This window comes from Verminephrobacter aporrectodeae subsp. tuberculatae (genome assembly GCF_026127385.1).
Taxonomy (GTDB): Bacteria; Pseudomonadota; Gammaproteobacteria; order Burkholderiales; family Burkholderiaceae_C; genus Acidovorax; species Acidovorax aporrectodeae.
Genome location: NZ_QZCX01000001.1, coordinates 1,439,404 through 1,460,002, shown reverse-complemented (window position 1 = coordinate 1,460,002; position 20,599 = coordinate 1,439,404). Strand labels below are relative to the sequence as shown.

7 protein-coding genes are annotated in these 20,599 nt (G+C 65.9%); all 7 read right to left on the bottom strand.

The features are described from left to right. Nucleotides 1-7: 7 nt before the first annotated feature. The 7 genes from D5041_RS06310 to D5041_RS06280 all read right to left on the bottom strand — a co-directional run bounded on the left by D5041_RS06310 (nt 8) and on the right by D5041_RS06280 (nt 20,541). A complete protein-coding gene (locus D5041_RS06310) occupies nt 8-1,591 on the bottom strand; it encodes an ABC transporter substrate-binding protein (RefSeq protein WP_265284121.1) in 1,584 nt (527 codons plus the stop codon). Between the two features lie 77 nt (nt 1,592-1,668). Beyond that, on the bottom strand, nt 1,669-3,252 hold the full coding sequence (locus tag D5041_RS06305; protein WP_265284120.1) for an ABC transporter substrate-binding protein: 1,584 nt from the start codon (nt 3,250-3,252) through the stop codon (nt 1,669-1,671). Nucleotides 3,253-3,412: 160 nt separating this feature from the next. Further along, entirely contained in the window at nt 3,413-4,996 is a 1,584-nt protein-coding gene (locus tag D5041_RS06300; protein ID WP_265257953.1) for an ABC transporter substrate-binding protein, read from the bottom strand. Nucleotides 4,997-5,111: 115 nt separating this feature from the next. Further along, nucleotides 5,112-7,214, bottom strand: coding sequence for a methionine--tRNA ligase (metG, locus tag D5041_RS06295; protein WP_265284118.1), 2,103 nt, complete (start codon nt 7,212-7,214; stop codon nt 5,112-5,114). Nucleotides 7,215-7,323: 109 nt separating this feature from the next. Further along, nucleotides 7,324-7,467 (bottom strand): hypothetical protein, encoded by a 144-nt coding sequence (locus D5041_RS06290; protein ID WP_265284117.1) that lies wholly within the window; start codon nt 7,465-7,467, stop codon nt 7,324-7,326. Between the two features lie 76 nt (nt 7,468-7,543). Further along, a complete protein-coding gene (locus tag D5041_RS06285; RefSeq protein WP_265284116.1) occupies nt 7,544-9,031 on the bottom strand; it encodes a trypsin-like serine peptidase in 1,488 nt (495 codons plus the stop codon). Nucleotides 9,032-9,360: 329 nt separating this feature from the next. Beyond that, nucleotides 9,361-20,541, bottom strand: coding sequence for an Ig-like domain-containing protein (locus D5041_RS06280; RefSeq protein WP_265284115.1), 11,181 nt, complete (start codon nt 20,539-20,541; stop codon nt 9,361-9,363). Nucleotides 20,542-20,599: the final 58 nt, after the last annotated feature.

Genomic DNA, 20,599 nt, shown 5'->3' with positions numbered 1-20,599 from the left:
CAGCGCCTCAGTGCACCCGGACCATGCGGACGTCCACGCGGTTATCCGCGCGGTGCACGAGATCGATGTTCCGCTTCATGGCCCAGGGGATCACCTGGTCGTGCAAGGGAATGTGCGATACGGTGTCGTTGGACAGTTGCAGCGCCTCGGTGAGCATGCGCGCGCGCACGGGCGCGTCCGTCTCCACCTTGATGCGGTCCACGAGGTAGTCCATGCGCGGATGGCTGTAGCGGCCCACGTTGTAGTTTCCGTCGGCGCCCGCGCCCACCGTGCGCGCCAGCGATTGCAGGGTGTAGAGCGCGTCGAACGTGGTCACGCCCCAGCCCAGCATGTAGACGCTGGCCTCGTAGCGCTGGAGCATCGGAAGAAAGGTGGACAGCGGCATGGTGCGCAGCTTGGCTCTTACACCCACCCGCGACCACATGGCCGTGATGGCCTGGCAAATGGCCTCGTCGTTGATGTAGCGATTGTTCGGGCAGGCAAAGTCCACCTCGAAGCCATCCGGGTAGCCGGCCTCGGCGAGCAGCTTCCTGGCCGCTTCGACGCTGTACGGCAGCCGCTTGCCCACCGCCTCGGTATAGCCCGCGACCATGGGCGCCACGAGGGTGCCGTTGGGCTTGCCCAGGCCGCGCATGATGCTGCGCGCAATCGTTTCCGCGTCGATGGCCTGGTACAGGGCCCGGCGCACGCGCACGTCCTTGAGCGGGTTCCTGCCCTGGACGTTCGAGCCCGGCAGTTCCTCGCGGAACTGGTCCATGCCGAGAAAGATGGTGCGGTATTCGAGCCCGTCGATCACTTTCAGCTCGGGGGTCGCGCGCAGACGCGCCAGGTCCTGCGGCGCGGGGTCGAGCACCATGTCCAGTTCGCCCGACAGCAGCGCCGCCATGCGCGTGGCGGTGGACTTGATCGGGGTGTAGACCATCTCGGTCACGTTGCCCTCCATCTTTCCCCACCAGTTGGGATTGCGCTTGAACACCATCTTCACCTCGGGCTGCCACGATTCCAGCGTGTAGGGCCCGGTTCCCATGGCGTTGCGGTGCGCGAAGTTTTCCTCCATGCCCTTGATGTCCTTGGGCTCGACCGACCGGTTCTTCTGCGCCCAGGCCCGGCTCATGATGCGCAGATCCGTCATCTGGCGCAGCAGCACCGGATTCGGCGCGGAGAGCAGAACGTCGATGGTGTGCTCGTCCACCTTGACGACCTGGCGGATGCCCTGCGTGTTCGGCGTGAACGTCGAGGTCTTGGCCATCGCACGCTGCAGCGAAAACACGGCGTCGTCGGCGCCGAACGCCGAGCCGTCGTGGAACTTCACGCCCTGCCGCAGGACGAAACGCACTTGCGTGGGGCTGATCTCTTTCCAGGACGTCGCCAGCAGGGGCTCCACCGCGAAGGTCCTGCTGTTGTAGTAGACCAGGCTCTCGTACACCCAGGAATGAATTCCCTGCGCCAGCGAGTTGTTGTCGGAATGAATGTCCCAGGTTCCGATCTCTCCCTGGCTCGCCCATTTGAAGGGTTTGGCGTGCAGCAGCGCGGGCGCAAGCAGCAGCGCGGCCGCAGCGGCCAGCGACAGGAAGCGTTTCTTGGGTTGCATGGAGTCCTTTCGATACCAAGTTTTGCTGTGCAGAAGAGCCGGTGCTGCGGCCAAGGGGAGGTCCCTGAATTCCCGGGTCAGTTCACTTTGACCATGCGGATGTCCAGGCGGTTATCCGCGCGGTGCACGAGATCGACGTTCCGCTTCATGGCCCAGGGGATCACCTGGGAATGCAGGGGAATGTGCGCTACGGTGTCGTTGGACAGTTGCAGCGCCTCGGTGAGCATGCGCGCACGCACGGGCGCGTCCGTCTCCCCCTTGATGCGGTCCACGAGGTAGTCCATGCGCGGATGGCTGTAGCGGCCCAGGTTGTGGTTTCCATCGGCGCCCGTGCCCACCGTGCGCGCCAGCGATTGCAGGCTGTAGAGCGCGTCGAACGTGGGAACGCCCCAGCCCAGCATGTAGACGCTGGCCTCGTAGCGCTGGATCATCGGAAAGTAGGTCGCCAGCGGCATGGTGCGCAGCTTGGCTCTTACGCCCACCCGCGACCACATGGCCGTCACGGCCTGGCAAATGGCCTCGTCGTTGATGTAGCGGTTGTTCGGGCAGGCAAAGTCCACCTCGAAACCGTCCGGGTAGCCGGCCTCGGCGAGCAGCTTCCTGGCCGCTTCGACGCTGTACGGCAAGCGCTTGCCCACCGCCTCGGTATAGCCCGCGACCATGGGCGCCACGAGGGTGCCGTTGGGCTTGCCCAGGCCGCGCATGATGCTGCGCGCAATCGTTTCCTCGTCGATGGCCTGGTACAGGGCCCGGCGCACGCGCACGTCCTTGAGCGGGTTCCTGCCCTTGACGTTCGAGCCCGGGAGTTCCTCGCGGAACTGGTCCATGCCGAGAAAGATGGTGCGGTATTCGAGCCCCTCGACCACCTTCAACTCGGGGTTGGCACGCAGACGCTCCAGGTCCTGCGGCGAGGGGTCGAGCACCATGTCCACCTCCCCCGACAGCAGCGCCGCCATGCGCGTGGCCGCCGACTTGATGGGCGTGTAGACGATCTCGGTCACGTTGCCCTCCATCGTGCCCCACCAATGGGGGTTGCGCTTGAACACCATCTTCACGTCGGGCTGCCACGATTCCAGCGTATAGGGCCCGGTTCCCATGGCGTTGCGGTGCGCAAAATTCTCGTCCTTGCTCTTGATGTCCTTGGGCTCGACCGACCGGTTCTTCCGCGCCCAAGCCTGGCTCATGATGCGCAGTTCCGTCAGCTGGCGCAGCAGCACCGGATTCGGCGCGGAGAGCAGAACGTCGATGGTGTATTCGTCCACCTTCACGACCTTGCTCACGCCCTCCATGTAGGGCGTGAAATTCGAGGTCTTGGCCATCGCGCGCTGCAAGGAGAACACGGCGTCGTCGGCGCTGAACGCCGAGCCATCGTGGAACTTCACGCCCTGCCGCAGGACGAAGCGCACTTGCGTCGGGCTGATCTCTTTCCAGGACGTCGCCAGCACGGGGTCCACCGCGAAGGTCCTGCTGTTGTAGTAGACGAGGCCCTCGTACACGTTGGCGTGTACGCCGTTCTGAAACCCAGTGTTGTCGGCGTGGATGTCCCAGGTGGCAACGTCTCCCTGGCTCGCCCATTTGAAGGGCCGGGCGTGCAGCAGCACGGGCGCGAGCAGTAGCGCGGCCGCAGCGGCCAGCGACAGAAAGCGGTGTTTGGATTGCATGGAACCCTTTCGATACCAAGTTTTGCTGTGCAGAAAAGCCGGCGCTGCGGCCAAGAGGAAGTCCCTGAATTCCCGGGCGGGCATTCTGGAGATGGACACGCAAAGATGGTGCCAAGCCCAGCATTGGACCAAGACGCCGCAGGCCGGCTGCGCAGCCGGGTCAGTTCACTTTGACCATGTGGATGTCCACGCGGTTATCCGCGCGGTGCACGAGATCGATGTTCCTCTTCATGGCCCAGGGGATCACCTGGTCGTGCAAGGGAATGTGCGACACGGTGTCGTTGGACAGTTGCAGCGCCTCGGTGAGCATGCGCGTGCGCACGGGCGCGTCCGTCTCCCCCTTGATGCGGTCCACGAGGTAGTCCATGCGCGGATGGCTGTAGCGACCCCGGTTGTAATGGCCGTCAGCGCCCGTGCCCACCGTGCGCACCAGCGATTGCAGGCTGTAGAGCGCGTCGAACGTGGGAACGCCCCAGCCCAGCATGTAGATGCTGGCCTCGAAGCGCTGGATCATCGGAAAGTAGGTCGCCAGCGGCATGGTGCGCAGCTTGGCTCTTACGCCCACCCGCGACCACATGGCCGTGACGGCCTGGCAAATGGCCTCGTCGTTGATGTAGCGGTTGTTCGGGCAGGCAAAGTCCACCTCGAAGCCATCCGGGTAGCCAGCCTCGGCGAGCAGCTTCCTGGCCGCTTCGACGCTGTACGGCAGGCGCTTGCCCACCGCCTCGGTATAGCCCGTGACCATGGGCGCCACGAGGGTGCCGGTGGGCTTGCCCAGGCCACGCATGATGCTGCGCGCAATCGTTTCCTCGTCGATGGCCTGGTACAGGGCCCGGCGCACGCGCACGTCCTTGAGCGGATTCTTGCCCTGGATGTTCGAGCCCGGCAGTTCCTCGCGGAACTGGTCCATGCCGAGAAAGATGGTGCGGTATTCCAGCCCCTCGACCACCTTCAACTCGGGGTTGGCACGCAGCCGCTCCAGATCCTGCGGCGAGGGGTCGAGCACCATGTCCACCTCCCCCGACAGCAGCGCCGCCATGCGCGTGGCCACCGACTTGATGGGCGTGTAGACGATCTCGGTCACGTTGCCCTCCATCTTTCCCCACCACTGGGGGTTGCGCTTGAGCACCATCTTCACGTCGGGCTGCCACGATTCCAGCGTATAGGGCCCGGTTCCCATGGCGTTGCGGTGCGCAAAATTCTCGTCCTTGCCCTTGAAGTCCTTGGGCTCGACCGACCGGTTCTTCTCGGCCCAGGCCCGGCTCATGATGCGCAGTTCCGTCAGCTGGCGCAGCAGCACCGGATTCGGCGCGGAGAGCAGAACGTCGATGGTGTATTCGTCCACCTTCACGACCTTGCTCACGCCCTCCATGTAGGCCGTGAAATTCGAGGTCTTGGCCATCGCGCGCTGCAAGGAGAACACGGCGTCGTCGGCGGTCAGCGCCGAGCCATCGTGGAACTTCACGCCCTGCCGCAGTACGAAGCGCACTTGCGTGGGGCTGATTTCCTTCCAGGACGTCGCCAGCAGGGGCTCCACCGCGAAGGTCCTGCCGTTGTAGTAGACCAGGCTCTCGTACACGCTGGCGTGTACGCCGTTCTGAAACCCATTGTTTTCGGCGTGGATGTCCCAGGTCGCAACGTCTCCCTGGCTCGCCCATTTGAAGGGCTTGGCGTGCAGCAGCGCGGGCGCAAGCAGCAGTGCGGCCGCAGCAGCGAGCGACAAAAAGCGGTGTTTGGATGGCATGGAACGCTCCTGATGCAAACTTTCACTGTGCCGCAAAGCCGGCGCTGCGGCCAAGGGGAAATCCCTGAACTCCCGGGCGAGCATCCTGGAGACAGGCGTGCAAAACAAGGCCTTTTCAGCGCACGCGCATCCCGGGCGTGGCGCCGGGCCAGGGGGTCAGCAGGTAGATTCCGGGGTGGGCTTTCTCGTCGCCATGGCTCGCGCACAGCACCATGCCCTCGCTCACGCCAAACTTCATCTTGCGCGGCGCGAGGTTGGCCACCAGCACCGTGTGCTTGCCGACCAGGTCTTGCGGCGTGCAGGCGCCGGCGATTGCGCTGAACACGTTGCGCAGGCGGCCCTCGCCCGCGTCCAAGCTCAGGCGCAGCAGCCGGGTGGAGCCCTCCACGGGGGCGCAGTCCACGATCAGCGCGATGCGCAGGTCGATCTTGCCGAATTCGTCGATGCTGATCGCGGGGGCCAGCGCCGCGCCGCCGGGGGCGGGGCCTTGCGCGCCCTCCGCGCCATCGGCCCCCTCCCCCACGGCGCGCGCGGGGTCCTCCGGGGGCGCGAACAGGGCGGCGAGCTGCTCGGGCGCCACGCGCCGCATCAGGTGCTGGTAGGGCGCGATGGCCTGCACCGCATGCTCCGCATTCCACTGCCGCATGCTCACCCCGAGAAAATCCTGCACGGCGTCGGCCAGTCCGGGCAACACGGGCGCCAGGTAGCGCGTGAGCTCGGCAAAGGCGTTCATCAGCACCGAGCACACCTGGTGCAGCGCCGGGTCGTTGGCCGCGTCGCGGGCCAAGTCCCAGGGCTTGTTCTGGTCCGCGTAGGCGTTCACCCTGTCGGCGAGCAGCATGATCTCGCGCGTGGCCTTGCCGTATTCGCGGGCCTCGTACATCCGGGCGATGGCGTCGCGCGCGCCCCGCACGTCGGCCAGCAGGGCCGCGCCGGGGGCGCCGAAGTCGCCCGTCAACCGGCCGTCGAAGCGCCGGCTCAGAAAGCCCGCAGCACGGCTCGCGATGTTCACGTATTTGCCGATCAGGTCGCTGTTCACGCGGGCCATGAAGTCTTCCGCGGTGAAGTCGATGTCCTCGTTGCGCGCCGAGAGCTTGGCCGCGAGGTAGTAGCGCAGCCACTCGGCGTCCATTCCCAGGCGCAGGTACTTGAGCGGGTCCAGCCCCGTTCCACGGCTCTTGCTCATCTTCTCGCCGTTCACCGTGAGAAAGCCGTGCACGAATACGTTGTCCGGCGTCTTGCGGCCGCTCAGGTGCAGCATCGCGGGCCAGAACAGGGTGTGGAAGGTGACGATGTCCTTGCCGATGAAGTGGTACTGCTCCAGCGCCGGGTCGGCCATGTAGGCGTCAAAGCTCTCGCCGCGCCGCTCCAGCAGGTTCTGCAGCGACGCGAGGTAGCCCACGGGGGCGTCGAGCCAGACGTAGAAATACTTGCCCGGCGCGTCGGGAATCTCGATTCCGAAATAGGGCGCGTCGCGGCTGATGTCCCAATCGCCCAGGCCCTCGCTGCGGCTGCCGTCCGGGAGGCTGCGCACGCTGAACCATTCCCGGACCTTGTTCGCCACCTCGGGTTGCAGCCTGCCGTCCTGCGTCCATTTCTCCAGGAACTCCACGCAGCGCGGGTCGGAGAGCTTGAAGAAGAAATGCTCCGAGTCCCTGAGTTCGGGCCGGGCGCCGGAGAGCGCCGAGAACGGGTCGATCAGGTCGGTGGGGGAATGGACCGCGCCGCAGACCTCGCAGTTGTCGCCGTACTGCGCCTTGGCGTGGCACCGGGGGCATTCGCCCTGGATGTAGCGGTCGGGCAGAAACATGCTCTTTTCGGGGTCGAAGAACTGCGCGATGCGGCGCACCTCGATCAGCGAGCCGTCGGCCCGGTCGCGCAGGTCGCGGTAGATCTGGCGCGCGAGTGCGTGGTTCTCGGGCGCGTCGGTGCTGTACCAGTTGTCGAAGCCGATGTGAAAGCCGTCCAGGTACTGCTTGCGGCCGGCGGCGACGTCGGCGACGAACGCCTGCGGCGTCTTGCCCGCTTTTTCTGCGGCAATCATGATCGGCGCACCGTGCGTGTCGTCCGCGCCCACGAAGTTCACCGCGTGGCCCTGCATCCTCTGAAAACGCACCCAGATGTCGGCCTGTATGTACTCCATGATGTGGCCGATGTGGAAGCTGCCATTCGCATAAGGCAGCGCGGTGGTGACGAAGAGCTTGCGGGCGGGCGGCATGGGAGCGGTTTTCTCGGGCGGAGCCGGCGATTCTAGGCGAGGCGGCTGCGCGGCTGCCGCCTCACGCCGCCGCCCCGGCCCCGGTCAGAGACCGGGGGGACTGCCACATTCAGAGCCAGAGCTCGCCATGCGCCACATCCGACGCCTGCCCCACGAGGGACAGATGCATCCGCACTGCGGCGCCGGGGGCGGTGATGGTGCCGTCGGCGTCGAACCGTCCGCCATCGCTGATCTCGAAGTCCAGCCGCAGCAAGCGCTAGCTGGAGGGGGAAACCGGCTATCTCAATGCGTGAAGCACAGCCGGTCCGGGCTGGAGAGCATCCCGATCCTCAGTCGGGATTGAGCCAGTTCTTCAGGACGCTGTGAAACGGCAGGTCAAAGCGGCCGTAGAAGTCTTTTCCGGAGGAGGAGCTTACCGGGGGATCGATTTCCTCGAAAGGGTTCGACGACGGGGGGCGACAACGAGAGCTTCCGCCATACAACTGCCCCACCAGATAGCGGGAGCCGTCGATGGTATGGAACAAGCCCGAACCACTGCTGCCCGGCTCGGTGATGCCCTGATTCCAGGCGATGGAGAAGAACTTCCCGCTCTGCGCGTTGCTGGGGATGCAGTAGAAGGAGGACGATGTTATCGGCATGCACTGGTTGTATGCCGTGATGGTGCCGATGCTGAGCTTTTGCAGATCGCCCCTGGGATGGTGGACTCCGACGACATTCGAGGACGTGGGCACGACGCCAGCGTACGAGCCCGCGTAGACGCTGCCTTCCGGAGGTTGTGCATTCAGGCGCATGAAGGAAACATCCGTGGCGGCATCGTTGTGCAGCAGCGTTGCGCCGCCCGTGACGCGCTGCGTGCCCGCGTTCAGCGTCCCGCTGTTGCAGGCCGCGGCGTGATGGAACCAGTCGGTGGTCAGCGTGGACGCCTCCGCCTGCGTGGAGATGCAGTGGTTGGCGCTCAGGAAATAGGGGATACCGCTTGAATCGACGTCGTTCAGCAAGGTGCCCGTGCACAGATAACTGGCTCCGTTCCTCACGTAGTTCATGAGCGCCACGGAGCGGCTCTCGTCGAGGTACTGGGCGTTGCACGTCACATCGACGGTGCAACTGGCCCCATCCCCCAGAGCCTTGGCGACGGACGCTGTGTCCGTCCTGGAGGGCGATACGAAGAAATGCGAGAGCGTGGGAATGGCGAGATTCAGTTCTGCCAGATTCGCCCTGGCAGGCAGTTCCAGTTCCAGCGTGGTTTCGGCGCCGCCAAAGTCGGGCACCCAATAGGTGCGCGCCGCGTCGCTGGTATCGCCCGCGGCCAAGTTGCGCTGCACCGTGCGCAGCACCTCGTCGCCCGAGACCTGAATCACGTCGGTGCCGGCTTGCGCATAGAAACGCAGCGTGGTGTTTGCCGGCAGACTGCGTACCAGCAGGCCCGGGCGCACGCCCCATGCGCCCTCTGAGGTAAAGCTGATGGATGCACGCTGCATGCCGCCCGGGGCGGGTTGCCAGCGCAGTTGCGCGCGCGTGCCCTGCGCGGTGGCCGTTGCAGCGAGGCTGCGCGGAACGCCAATCTGCCAGGGAATTGCTTGGTCGGCCGCCGCCGCTTGCGACTTCTTTTCCAGGCCTGGCTCTTCATCCAGCGGGTCGAGCCGCACGCTCGTCGCCCGCACAAAACGGCTGCGCGGGAGCGCCGCTGGGGTCGTGGATTTGGCGGTGCTTCGTGGCCCCGTGTCGTGGGGTTCGATGCGGACGCTTGCCGCCGGGGCCGAGGCCGGGGCCGGGGCCGGATCACCATCGCTGCCGCCACAGGCGGCTAGCGTCAGCATGGCGAACAGGCCAGCGATTCTTATTGGAAAGCGAAACATGGGGCCGTCCTTTCTCTCTTTTTGCGGCAGATATGCGTTCTTGCGCACGGTGGATTGCCTGGGCAGATCCAGGCATTCGCCCACTGCGGACAGTTTGCAGAAAGCCTGATTCATGCGCCCCGCCGCAACACCCAGGTCGCCTGGCATGGCCGTGCTGTGGATATGGTTTGCCCCGGGGCTGGGCAAAAAATGCAACAGAAAATTATTATAAATGTAAATGTTTACAAAACTGCTGCGCAGCATGCGCCTCGCGCCGCCGCCCCGGCCAGAGACTGGGGGGACTGCCGCCTTCAGAGCCAGAGCTCGCCATGCGCCACGTCCGACGCCTGCCCCACAAGGGACAGCTGCATCCGCGCTGCGGCGCCGGGGGCGGTGATGCTGCCGTCGGCCCGGCCATCGGCGTCGAACCGTCCGCCATCGTGGATCTCGAAGTCCAGCCGCAACCGTCCGCCCTCGCTGAGCATCTTGCCGCCGTAAGGTGCGCTGCTCAGGTTGGTCCAGGTGCCGGTGTTGTCCTTGATCCAGTAGCCGTTCACGCCCAGCGCCGGGTCCAGATACAGGCTGAACTGCTCGCTGCTGCGGCCAGCGGCCAGCGCCGCATCGAGGTTGAGCAGCCCGAGGGGCATCTCCATTCCCTTGGGTAATGGGGCGGGGGCGTCCTTTTGCTCCAGGCGGGTAATGCGTGCGCCGCTGTCCGGGCTGACCTTGCCGTCCTGGCTGCCGACCACCAGGGTCACGTGGGTGCTGGCCGCACCTGCCGGCTTGCTTGCTCCGGTGGGGCTGCGCACGACGCTGGTCGATGCCACTGCCGCCTGCGCGCTGTCCCGGATGCCGTCTCCGTTGCCGTCGCCGGCCACGGGGGCTGCGCCACCGGGGCCGGAAATGCCGGGGGTCTGGTCTTCGACGCTGCCGGGAATGCCGTCGCTGTCCGTGTCCTTGGTGTCCTTGTCCGTCGGGCTTGCCGGGGCTGAGGGGGACGGGGCCGATGGGGCTGACGAAGCCGGTGGGGCCGATGGGGCCGGACTCTGTGGCGCGGGTGTGCGGTTGTCCACCGCCATGGCCGAGAAAGTGGCCGCGTCGTTGCCGGCCGCGTCCTGCACGGCGTTGGCATCGTTGCCGGTCGTGGGGTCGGTGTAGGCGACGCTCACCGCCTGGCCATTGGCGACCGGGGTGACCAGCGTCAGGCTGACGCTCTTGTCCTGCGCGTTCACCACGATGGCGGTGACGGCGGTGAGCACGTTATCGACGCGCACCGCAAGGGCCGTGGCGGACGGGATATGCGTCGCGTCCAGACTGTTCCCTTCGGTGTAGCGCAGCACCAGCTGGCTGGCGTTCACCGTGGCGCTGGCGAGCACCGGGGCCCGGGTGTCGATCTGATAGCTGGCGCTATGCGCGCGGCCTGCGGCGTTGTTCACGCGGATGGTGTTGCTGCTGTTCTCGATATCCGCCGTGGGCGTGAAGGTGGCCGTCCAGGTTCTGCCATTGTCATGGGTCGTAGGCTCGCCCAATGTGCCGTTGGCGTCGCTGAGCTCGACGTCGTTGCGCGTGAAGCCGTTCACGGGCTCGCTGAAGCGGAAGGTCACTGTCGTTGTTTCGCCTGCGCTGAGCGTGGTATCGGCCAGCGTGATGCTTGCTGTCGGGCCGGTGGTGTTGACCGTGTAGTTGTCGCTGCTGGCGCTGCCGGTACCGGCATTGCCCGCGGCGTTGGTCATCACGCCCGTGAGGTTCACGCGGATGGTGTTGCTCGCGTCGTTGACGTTGGCCGTGGGCGTGAAGGTCGCTGTCCAGGTTCTGCCATTGTCATTGGTCGTGGGCTCGCCCAATGTGCCGTTGGCATCGCTGAGCTCGATGTCGTCGCGCGTGAAGCCGTTGACGGTCTCGCTGAAGCGAAAGGTCACGGTCATTGTTTCGCCTGCGGTCAGCGTGGTATCGGCCAGCGTGATCGTGGCTGTCGGGCGCTGGGTGTTGACCGTGTAGTTGTCGCTGCTGGCGATACCGGTCCCGACGTTGCCTGCGTCGTCGCTCACACCGGCGAGGTTTACGCGGATGGTATTTGTCGCGTCGTTGACGTTGGCCGTGGGCGTGAAGGTCGCTGTCCAGACCGTGCGCTCGGCGTTGGCCGTGGGCGGGCTCAGCGTGCCGCTCGTGCACACGATGTCGCTGGTGTCAAAGTCTTTGACGGGCTCGCTGAAGGTGATGGTGACCGTTGTGGTTTCGCCCGCAGTGAGTGCGCTGTCGGCCAGCGTGATCGTGGCTGTCGGGCCGGTGGTGTCTGCCAGCCGGGTGTTCACGCTGTAGTTGTCGCTGCTGGCGCTGCCAGTACCGGCATTGCCTGCGTCGTCGCGCACACCGGTGAGGTTTACGCGGATGGTATTTGTCGCGTCGTTGACGTTGGCCGTAGGCGTGAAGGTCGCTGTCCAGACCGTGCGCTCAGCGTTGGCCGTGGGCGGGCTCAGCGTGCCGTTGGCGTCCGTGAGCACGATGTCGCTGGTGTCAAAGCCGTTGACGGGCTCGCTGAAGCGGAAGCTGACGGTTGTGGTTTCGCCCGCGGTGAGTGCGCTGTCAGCCAGCGTGATCGTGGCTGTCGGGCCGCTGGTGTCTGCCGGCCGGGTGTTCACGCTGTAGTTGTCGCTGCTGGCGCTGCCGGTACCGGCATTGCCTGCGGCGTTGGTCACGCCCGTGAGGTTCACGCGGATGGTGTTGCTCGCGTCGTTGACGTTGGCCGTGGGCGTGAAGGTCGCTGTCCAGGTTCTGCCGTTGTCATTGGTCGTGGGCTCGCCCAATGTGCCGTTGGCATCGCTGAGCTCGACGTCATCGCGCGTGAAGCCGTTGACGGTCTCGCTAAAGCGGAAGGTCACGGTCGTTGTTTCGCCTGCAGTGAGCGTGGTATCGGTCAGCGTGATCGTGGCTGTCGGGCGCTGGGTGTTGACCGTGTAGTTGTCGCTGCTGGCGGTACCGGTACCGGCATTGCCTGCGGCGTTGGTCACGCCCGTGAGGTTCACGCCGATGGTGTTGCTCGCGTCGTTGACGTTGGCCGTGGGTGTAAAGGTCGCTGTCCAGGTTCTGCCATTGTCATTGGACGTGGGCTCGCCCAATGTGCCGTTGGCGTCGCTGAGCTCGATGTCATCGCGCGTGAAGCCGTTGACGGTCTCACTAAAGCGGAAGGTCACGGTCGTTGTTTCGCCTGCGCTGAGCGTGGTATCGGTCAGCGTGATCGTGGATGTCGGGCGCTGGGTGTTGACCGTGTAGTTGTCGCTGCTGGCGCTACCGGTACCGGCATTGCCTGCGTCGTCGCTCACACCGGCGAGGTTTACGCGGATGGTATTGACCCGGGCGCTGACGTCGGCCGTGGGCGTGAAGGTCGCTGTCCAGACCGTGCGCTCGGCGTTGGCCGTGGGCGGGCTCAGCGTGCCGCTCGTGCACACGATGTCGCTGGTGTCAAAGTCTTTGACGGGCTCGCTGAAGGTGATGGTGACCGTTGTGGTTTCACCCGCAGTGAGTGCGTTGTCGGCCAGCGTGATCGTGGCTGTCGGGCCGGTGGTGTCTGCCGGCCGGGTGTCCACGCTGTAGTTGTCGCTGCTGGCGCTGCCGGTACCGGCATTGCCCGCGGCGTTGGTCACGCCCGTGAGGTTCACGCGGATGGTGTTGCTCGCGTCGTTGACGTTGGCCGTGGGCGTGAAGGTCGCTGTCCAAGTCCGTCCATTGTCATTGGTCGTGAGGTCGCCCAATGTGCCGTTGGCGTCGCTGAGCTCAATGTCATCGCGCGTGAAACCGTTGACGGTCTCGCTAAAGCGGAAGGTCACGGTCGTTGTTTCGCCCGCGCTGAGCATGGTATCGGCCAGCGTGATCGTGGCGGTAGGGCGCTGGGTGTTGACCGTGTAGTTGTCGCTGCTGGCGGTACCGGTACCGGCGTTGCCTGCGGCGTTGGTCACGCCCGTGAGGTTCACGCGGATGGTGTTGCTCGCGTCGTTGACGTTGGCCGTGGGCGTGAAGGTCGCTGTCCAGGTTCTGCCATTGTCATTGGTCGTGGGCTCGCCCAATGTGCCGTTGGCATCGCTGAGCTCAATGTCATCTCGCGTGAAGCCGTTGACGGTCTCGCTAAAGCGAAAGGTCACTGTCGTTGTTTCGCCCGCGCTAAGCGTGGTATCGGCCAGCATGATCGTGGATGTCGGGCGCTGGGTGTTGACCGTGTAGTTGTCGCTGCTGGCGCTGCCGGTACCGGCGTTGCCCGCGGCGTTGGTCACGCCCGTGAGGTTCACGCGGATGGTATTGCTCGCGTCGTTGACGTTGGCCGTGGGTGTGAAGGCCGCTGTCCAAGTCCGTCCATTGTCATTGGTCGTGAGGTCGCCCAATGTGCCGTTGGCATCGCTGAGCTCGACGTCGTCGCGCGTGAAGCCGTTGACGGTCTCGCTAAAGCGGAAGGTCACGGTCGTTGTTTCGCCTGCAGTGAGCGTGGTATCGGTCAGCATGATCGTGGCTGTCGGGCGCTGGGTGTTGACCGTGTAGTTGTCGCTGCTGGCGCTACCGGTACCGGCATTGCCCACGGCGTTGGTCACGCCCGTAAGGTTCACGTGGATGGTGTTGCTCGCGTCGTTGACGTTGGCCGTGGGCGTGAAGGTCGCTGTCCAAGTTCTGCCATCGTCATTGGACGTGGGCTCGCCCAATGTGCCGTTGGCATCGCTGAGCTCGACGTCGTCGCGCGTGAAGCCGTTGACGGTCTCGCTAAAGCGAAAGGTCACGGTCGTTGTTTCGCCTGCAGTGAGCGTGGTATCGGTCAGCGTGATCGTGGCTGTCGGGCGCTGGGTGTTGACCGTGTAGTTGTCGCTGCTGGCGGTACCAGTACCGGCATTGCCCGCAGCGTTGGTCACGCCCGTGAGGTTCACGCCGATGGTGTTGCTCGCGTCGTTGACGTTGCCCGTGGGCGTGAACGTGGCCGTCCAGGTTCTACCTTCGGCATCCGCCGTAAGCGGGCCCAGCGTGCCGTTGGCATCGCTGAGCTCGATGTCATCGCGCGTGAAGCCGTTGACGGTCTCACTGAAGCGGAAGGTCACGGTCGTTGTTTCGCCCGCGGTGAGCGCGTTGTCGGCCAGCGTGATGGTCGCCGTGGGGCGCACGGTGTCCACGCTGTAGTTGCTGCTGATGGCACTGCCGGTACCGGCGTTTCCCGCGTCGTCGCGCACGCCGGCGAGGTTCACACGGATGGTATTGGCCAGGGCGCTGACGTTGGCCGTGGGCGTGAATGTCGCCGTCCAGACCGTGCGCTCGGCGTTGGCCGTGGGGGGGCTCAGCGTGCCGTTGGCGTCCGTGAGCACGATGTCGCTGGCGTCAAAGTCTTCGACGGGCTCGCTGAAGCGGATCGTGACTGTTGTGCTCTCGCCCGCGGTGAGCACGCTGTCGGCCAGCGTGATGGTTGCCGTGGGGCGCGTGGTGTCCACGCTGTAGTTGGTGCTGAGGGCGCGGCCGGTCCCGGCGGTGCCCACGTCGTTGGTCACACCGGCGAGGTCCACGCGGATGGCGTTCGTCCGGGCGTTGGCGTTCGCGTTGGGCGTGAAGGTCGCCGTCCAGACCGTGCGCTCGGCGTTCTCCGTGAGCGCGCTCAGCCTGCCGTTGGGGCACACGATGTCACGGATGTCAAAGTTGTTGACGGGCTCGTTGAAGGTGAAGGTGACTGTCGTGCTCTCGCCCGCGCTGAGCGCACTGTCGGCCAGCGCGATGGTCGCCGTGGGGCGCGTGGTGTGCACGCTGTAGTTGGCGCTGCTGGCGCTGCCGGTCCCGGCGTTGCCCGCGTCGTCGGTTACGCCGGCGAGGTCCACGCGGATGGTGTTCTCCCGGGCGTTGGTGTTGGCCGTGGGCGTGAAGGTCGCCGTCCAGACCGTGCGCTCGGCGTTCGCCGTGGGCGGGCTCAGCGTGCCGTTGGCGTCCGTGAGCACGATGTCGCTGGCGTCAAGGCCGTTGACGGGCTCGTTGAAGCGGAAGCTGACTGTTGTGCTCTCGCCCGCGGTGAGCGCGGTGTCGGCCAGCGTGATGGTCGCCGTGGGGCGCACGGTGTCCACGCTGTAGTTGGCGCTGATGGCGTTGCCGGTACCGGCGTTGCCCGCGTCGTCGCTCACACCGGTGAGATTCACACGGATGGTATTGGCCAGGGCGCTGATGTTGTTCGTGGGCGTGAATGTCGCCGTCCAGACCGTGCGCTCGGCGTTCGCCGTGGGCGCGCTCAGCGTGCCGCTGGGGCACACGATGTCGCTGGCGTCAAAGCCGTTGACGGGCTCGTTGAAGCGGAAGCTGACTGTTGTGCTCTCGCCCGCGGTGAGCGCGGTGTCGGCCAGCGTGATGGTCGCCGTGGGCCGCACGGTGTCCACGCTGTAGTTGTCGCTGCTGGCGCTGCCGGTTCCGGCGTTGCCTGCGTCGTCGCTTACACCGGTGAGGTTTACGCGGATGGTATTTGTCGCGGCGCTAACGTTGGCCGTGGGCGTGAATGTCGCCGTCCAAACCGTGCGCTCGGCGTTGGCCGTGGGCGGGCTCAGCGTGCCGTTGGCGTCCGTGAGCACGATGTCGCTGGCGTCAAAGCCGTTGACGGGCTCGTTGAAGCGGAAGCTGACTGTTGTGCTCTCGCCCGCGGTGAGCGCGGTGTCGGCCAGCGTGATCGTGGCTGTCGGGCCGCTGGTGTCTGCGGGCCGGGTGTCCACGTTGTAGCTGTCGCTGCTGGCGCTGCCGGTCCCGGCGTTGCCTGCGTCGTCGCGCACACCGCTGAGGTTTACGCGGATGGTATTGGCCAGGACGCTGACGTTGGCCGTGGGCGTGAAGGTCGCCGTCCAGACCGTGCGCTCGGCATTGGCCGTGGGCGGGCTCAGCGTGCCGTTGGCGTCCGTGAGCACGACGTCGCTGGCGTCAAAGCCGGTAACGGGCTCGCTGAAGCGGAAGCTGACTGTCGTGGTCTCGTCCACGGTGAGCGCGTTGTCGGCCAGCGTGATGGTCGCCGTGGGGCGCGTGGTATCGACGGAGTAGTTGGTGCTGATGGCGCTGCCGGTCCCGGTGTTGCCTGCGTCGTCGCTCACGCCGCTGAGGTTTACGCGGATGGTGTTTGTCGCGACGCTGACGTTAGCCGTGGGCGTGAATGTCGCCGTCCAGACCGTGCGCTCGGCGTTCGCCGTGGGCGGGCTCAGCGTACCGTTGGCGTCCGTGAGCACGATGTCGCTGGCGCCAAAGCCGTTGACGGGCTCGCTGAAACGGAAGCTGACTGTCGTGGTCTCGCCCACGGTGAGCGCGGTGTCGGCCAGCGTGATGGTCGCCGTGGGGCGCGTGGTATCGACGGAGTAGTTGGTGCTGATGGCGCTGCCGGTACCGGCGTTGCCCGCGTCGTCGCGCACGCCGCTGAGGTTCACACGGATGGTATTCGCCAGGACGCTGACGTTGGCCGTGGGCGTGAAGGTCGCCGTCCAGACCGTGCGCTCGGCGTTCGCCGTGGGGGGGCTCAGCGTGCCGTTGGCGTCCGTGAGCACGACGTCGCTGGCGTCAAAGCCGGTAACGGGCTCGCTGAAGCGGAAGCTGACTGTCGTGCTCTCGCCCACGGTGAGCGCGGTGTCGGCCAGCGTGATGGTCGCCGTGGGGCGCGTGGTATCGACGGAGTAGTTGGTGCTGATGGCGCTGCCGGTCCCGGCGTTGCCTGCGTCGTCGCTCACGCCGCTGAGGTTCACACGGATGGTATTCGCCAGGACGCTGACGTTGGCCGTGGGCGTGAATGTCGCCGTCCAGACCGTGCGCTCGGCGTTCGCCGTGGGCGCGCTCAGCGTGCCGTTGGCGTCCGTGAGCACGACGTCGCTGGCGTCAAAGCCGGTAACGGGCTCGCTGAAGCGGAAGCTGACTGTCGTGGTCTCGCCCACGGTGAGCGCGTTGTCGGCCAGCGTGATGGTCGCCGTGGGGCGCGTGGTATCGACGGAGTAGTTGGCGCTGATGGCGCTGCCGGTACCGGCGTTGCCTGCGTCATCGGACACGCCGCTGAGGTTCACACGGATGGTATTGGCCAGGGCGCTGACGTTGGCCGTGGGCGTGAAGGTCGCCGTCCAGACCGTGCGCTCGGCGTTGGCCGTGGGCGCGCTCAGTGTGCCGTTGGCGTCCGTGAGCACGATGTCGCTGGCGTCAAAGCCGTTGACGGGCTCGCTGAAGCGGAAGCTGACTGTTGTGCTCTCGCCCGCGGTGAGCGCGTTGTCGGCCAGCGTGATCGTGGCTGTCGGGCCGGTGGTGTCTACCGACCGGGTGGTGTCCACGCTGTAGTTGTCGCTGCTGGCACTGCCGGTACCGGCGTTGCCTGCGGTGTCGGTCACGCCGCTGAGGTTGACGCTGATGGTGTTGGCCGCATCGTTGATGTTGGCCGTGGGCGTGAAGGTGGCTGTCCAGGTTTTGCCGTCGGCATTGGCCGTGAGCGGGCCCAGCGTGCCGTTGGCGTCAGTGAGCACGATGTCGCTGGCGTCAAAGCCGTTGACGGGCTCGCTGAAACGGAAGCTGACTGTTGTGCTCTCGCCCGCGGTGAGCGCGTTGTCGGCCAGCGTGATGGTCGCTGTGGGGCGCACGGTGTCCACGCTGTAGTTGTCGCTGCTGACGCTGCCAGTACCGGCGTTGTCTGCGCTGTCGCGCACACCGCTGAGGTTCACACGGATGGTATTCGCCCGGGCGCTGACGTTGGCCGTGGGCGTGAAGGTCGCTGTCCAGACCCGGTAGGAACCGGCCGTGGCCCTGGCCGTGAGCGTGCTCAGCGTGCCGTTCGTGCACACGATGTCGCTGGCGTCAAAGCCGATGACGGGCCTGCTGAACCAGAATGTCACGGTCATTGTTTCGCCCACGCTGAGCGTGGTATCGGACAGCGCGATGGTCGCTGTCGGGCCAGCGGTGTTGACCGTGTAGTTGGCGCTGCTGGCGCTACCAGTGCCTGCGTTGCCCGCGGCGTTCGTCACGCCCGTGAGGTCCACGCGGATGGTGTTGGTCGGGTCGTTGACGTTGCCCCTGGGCGTGAAGAGCGCTGTCCAGGTCCTTCCATCGTCATTAATTACGGGGTCGCCCAATGTACCGTTGGCATTGCTGAGTTCGATGTCATCGCGCGTGAAGCCGTTGACGGGCTCGCTGAAGCGAAAGGTCACGGTCGGTGTTTCGCCCTGGGTGAGCGTGGTATCGGTCAGCGTGATCGTGGCTGTCGGGCGCTGGGTGTTGACCGCGTAGTTGTCGCTGCTGGCGCTACCCGTACCGGCGTTGCCCGCGGCGTTCGTCACACCGGTGAGGTTCACACGGATGGTGTTCTCCCGGGCGCTGACGTTGGCCGTGGGCGTGAAGGTGGCCGTCCAGACCGTGCGCTCGGCGTTCGCCGTGGGCGCGCTCAGCGTGCCGCTGGTGCACACGATGTCGCTGGCGTCAAAACCGTTGACGGGCTCGCTGAAGCGGAAAGTGACTGTTGTGGTTTCGCCCGCGGTGAGCGCGCTGTCGGCGAGCGTGATGGTGGGCGTGGGGCCGGTGGTGTCCGTGCGGGTGTCCACGCTGTAGTTGGCGCTGATGGCGCTGCCGGTCCCGGCGTTGCCCGTGGCGTTCGTCACACCGGTGAGGTGCACACGGATGGTATTCGTCCGGGCGCTGACGTTGTCCGTGGGTGTGAAGGTCGCCGTCCAGACCGTGCGCTCGGCGTTCGCCGTGGGCGTACTCAGCGTGCCGCCCGTGCACACGATGTCGCTGGCGTCAAAGCCGGTGACGGGCTCGCTGAAGCGGAAGCTGACGGTTGTGGTTTCGCCCGCGGTGAGCGCGCTGTCGGCCAGCGCGATGGTCGCCGTGGGGCGGACGGTGTTCACACTGTAGTTGTGGCTGGTGGCGCTACCCACCCCGGCGTTGCCTGCGCGGTCGGTCACCCCGGTAAGGTTCAGGCTGATGGTATTCGTCGGGTCGTTGACGTTCTCCGTGGGCGTAAACGTGGCCCTCCAGGTATTGCCGTATTCTTCGTCGCGCTCGAGCGGGCCCAGCGTGCCGTTGGCGTTGGTGAGCACGATGTCCCCGGCGTCAAGGTCGTTGACGGGCTCGTTGAAGACAAAGGCGACGGTGGTGGTCTTGCCCACGGTGAGCACGCTGTCGAACAGCACGATGGTGACCGTGGGGCCGGTGATGTCCCAGATGCTCACGCTGTAGTTGGCGCTGATGGCGCGGCCCACCCCGGCGTTGCCTGCATCGTCGGTCACGCGGGTGAGGTCCACGCTGATGGTATTCGTCGAATCGACGACGCCGGCCGTGGGCGTAAAGGTGGTCGTCCAGACCGTACGGTCTTCGCCGTGTCGAAACGGGCTCAGCGTGCCGTTGGCGTTGCTGAGATCGATGTCGCTGAGGTCAAAGCCGTTGACGGGCTCGCTGAAGCGGATGGTGACGGTGGCGGTCTGGCCCTTGGTGAGCGCGCTGTTGTCCAGCGTGATGGTGGCCGTGGGAGCGATGGTGTCGCGGGTGTCCACGCTGTAGTTGGCGCTGCTGGCGCTACCCACCCCGGCGTTGCCTGCGGCGTCGGTGACGCCGGCAAGGTTCACGCCGATGGTATTCGTCGAATCGTTGACGTAGGCCGTGGGCGTGAAGCGGGCCGTCCAGACCGTGTTGTCGGCGTTGGGCGTGAGCGGGCCCAGCGTGCCGTTGGCGTCGCTGAGCACGACGTCGCTGGCGTCAAAGCCGACGACGGGCTCGTTGAAGCGGATCGTGACGGTGGTGGTCTGGCCCTGGGTGAGCGCGCTGTCGGCCAGCGTGATGGTGGCCGTGGGGCCGGTGGTGTCGCTCGTGTCGCGCGTGTCGACGGTGTAGTTGGCGCTGGTGATGGTGCGCCTTCCGACGTTGCCCGCGAGGTCCGACACGCCTCTCAGGTTCACGCTGATGGCATTCGTCGCGTCGCTGACGTTGGCCGTGGGCGTGAACGTGGCCGTCCAAGTTCTACCGTCGGCATTCGCCGTGAGCGGGCCCAGCGTGCCGTTGGCATTCGAGAGGTTGACGTCGCTGGCGTCAAAGCCGGTGACGGGCTCGCTGAAGGCGAAGGTGACGGTGGTGCTTTCCCCTGCGGTGAGTCCGCTGTCGGCCAGCGTGATGGTGGCCGTGGGGCGCCGGGCGTCGAAGTCGTAGGTGACCGTGGAGACAGCCTCGCCCACGCCCGCCTGGCTTGCTCTGTTGGTCACGACGCCGGCGAGGTTGACACGGATCCGATTGCCCGTCGAGTCGCGCACTGTGCCGGGATTGGTGGAGTCAGGGTCCGGATTCCCCGGGGCCGTCAGCGTGACCTGCCAGGTGGTCCCACGGTCGGTGCTGCGCAGGTTGGACAGTTGCGCGCCACCGCCCACGGTCAGGTCGTCGGTGGTGAAACTGCTGGCACGGATGGCTTCGGAGAAGGTAATGGTGACGGTGGCCCTTTCGCCAAGGCTTAGTTTGTTGTCACTGATCGTGATCGTGGCAGTGAGGGCTGTGGTTGTTGCCATGGCGTTCCTTGATCGGTGGGCGGGTACTGTGGATGGCGCGGGAGTACCTGTCGCCTGT

Excerpts from the sequence above, each read along its gene's own strand:
- D5041_RS06280 (WP_265284115.1), bottom strand. The coding sequence starts at position 20,541 with ATGGCAACAACCACAGCCCTCACTGCCACGATCACGATCAGTGACAAC.
- metG (WP_265284118.1), bottom strand. The coding sequence starts at position 7,214 with ATGCCGCCCGCCCGCAAGCTCTTCGTCACCACCGCGCTGCCTTATGCG.
- D5041_RS06285 (WP_265284116.1), bottom strand. The coding sequence starts at position 9,031 with ATGCTGACGCTAGCCGCCTGTGGCGGCAGCGATGGTGATCCGGCCCCG.
- D5041_RS06300 (WP_265257953.1), bottom strand. The coding sequence starts at position 4,996 with ATGCCATCCAAACACCGCTTTTTGTCGCTCGCTGCTGCGGCCGCACTG.
- D5041_RS06310 (WP_265284121.1), bottom strand. The coding sequence starts at position 1,591 with ATGCAACCCAAGAAACGCTTCCTGTCGCTGGCCGCTGCGGCCGCGCTG.
- D5041_RS06305 (WP_265284120.1), bottom strand. The coding sequence starts at position 3,252 with ATGCAATCCAAACACCGCTTTCTGTCGCTGGCCGCTGCGGCCGCGCTA.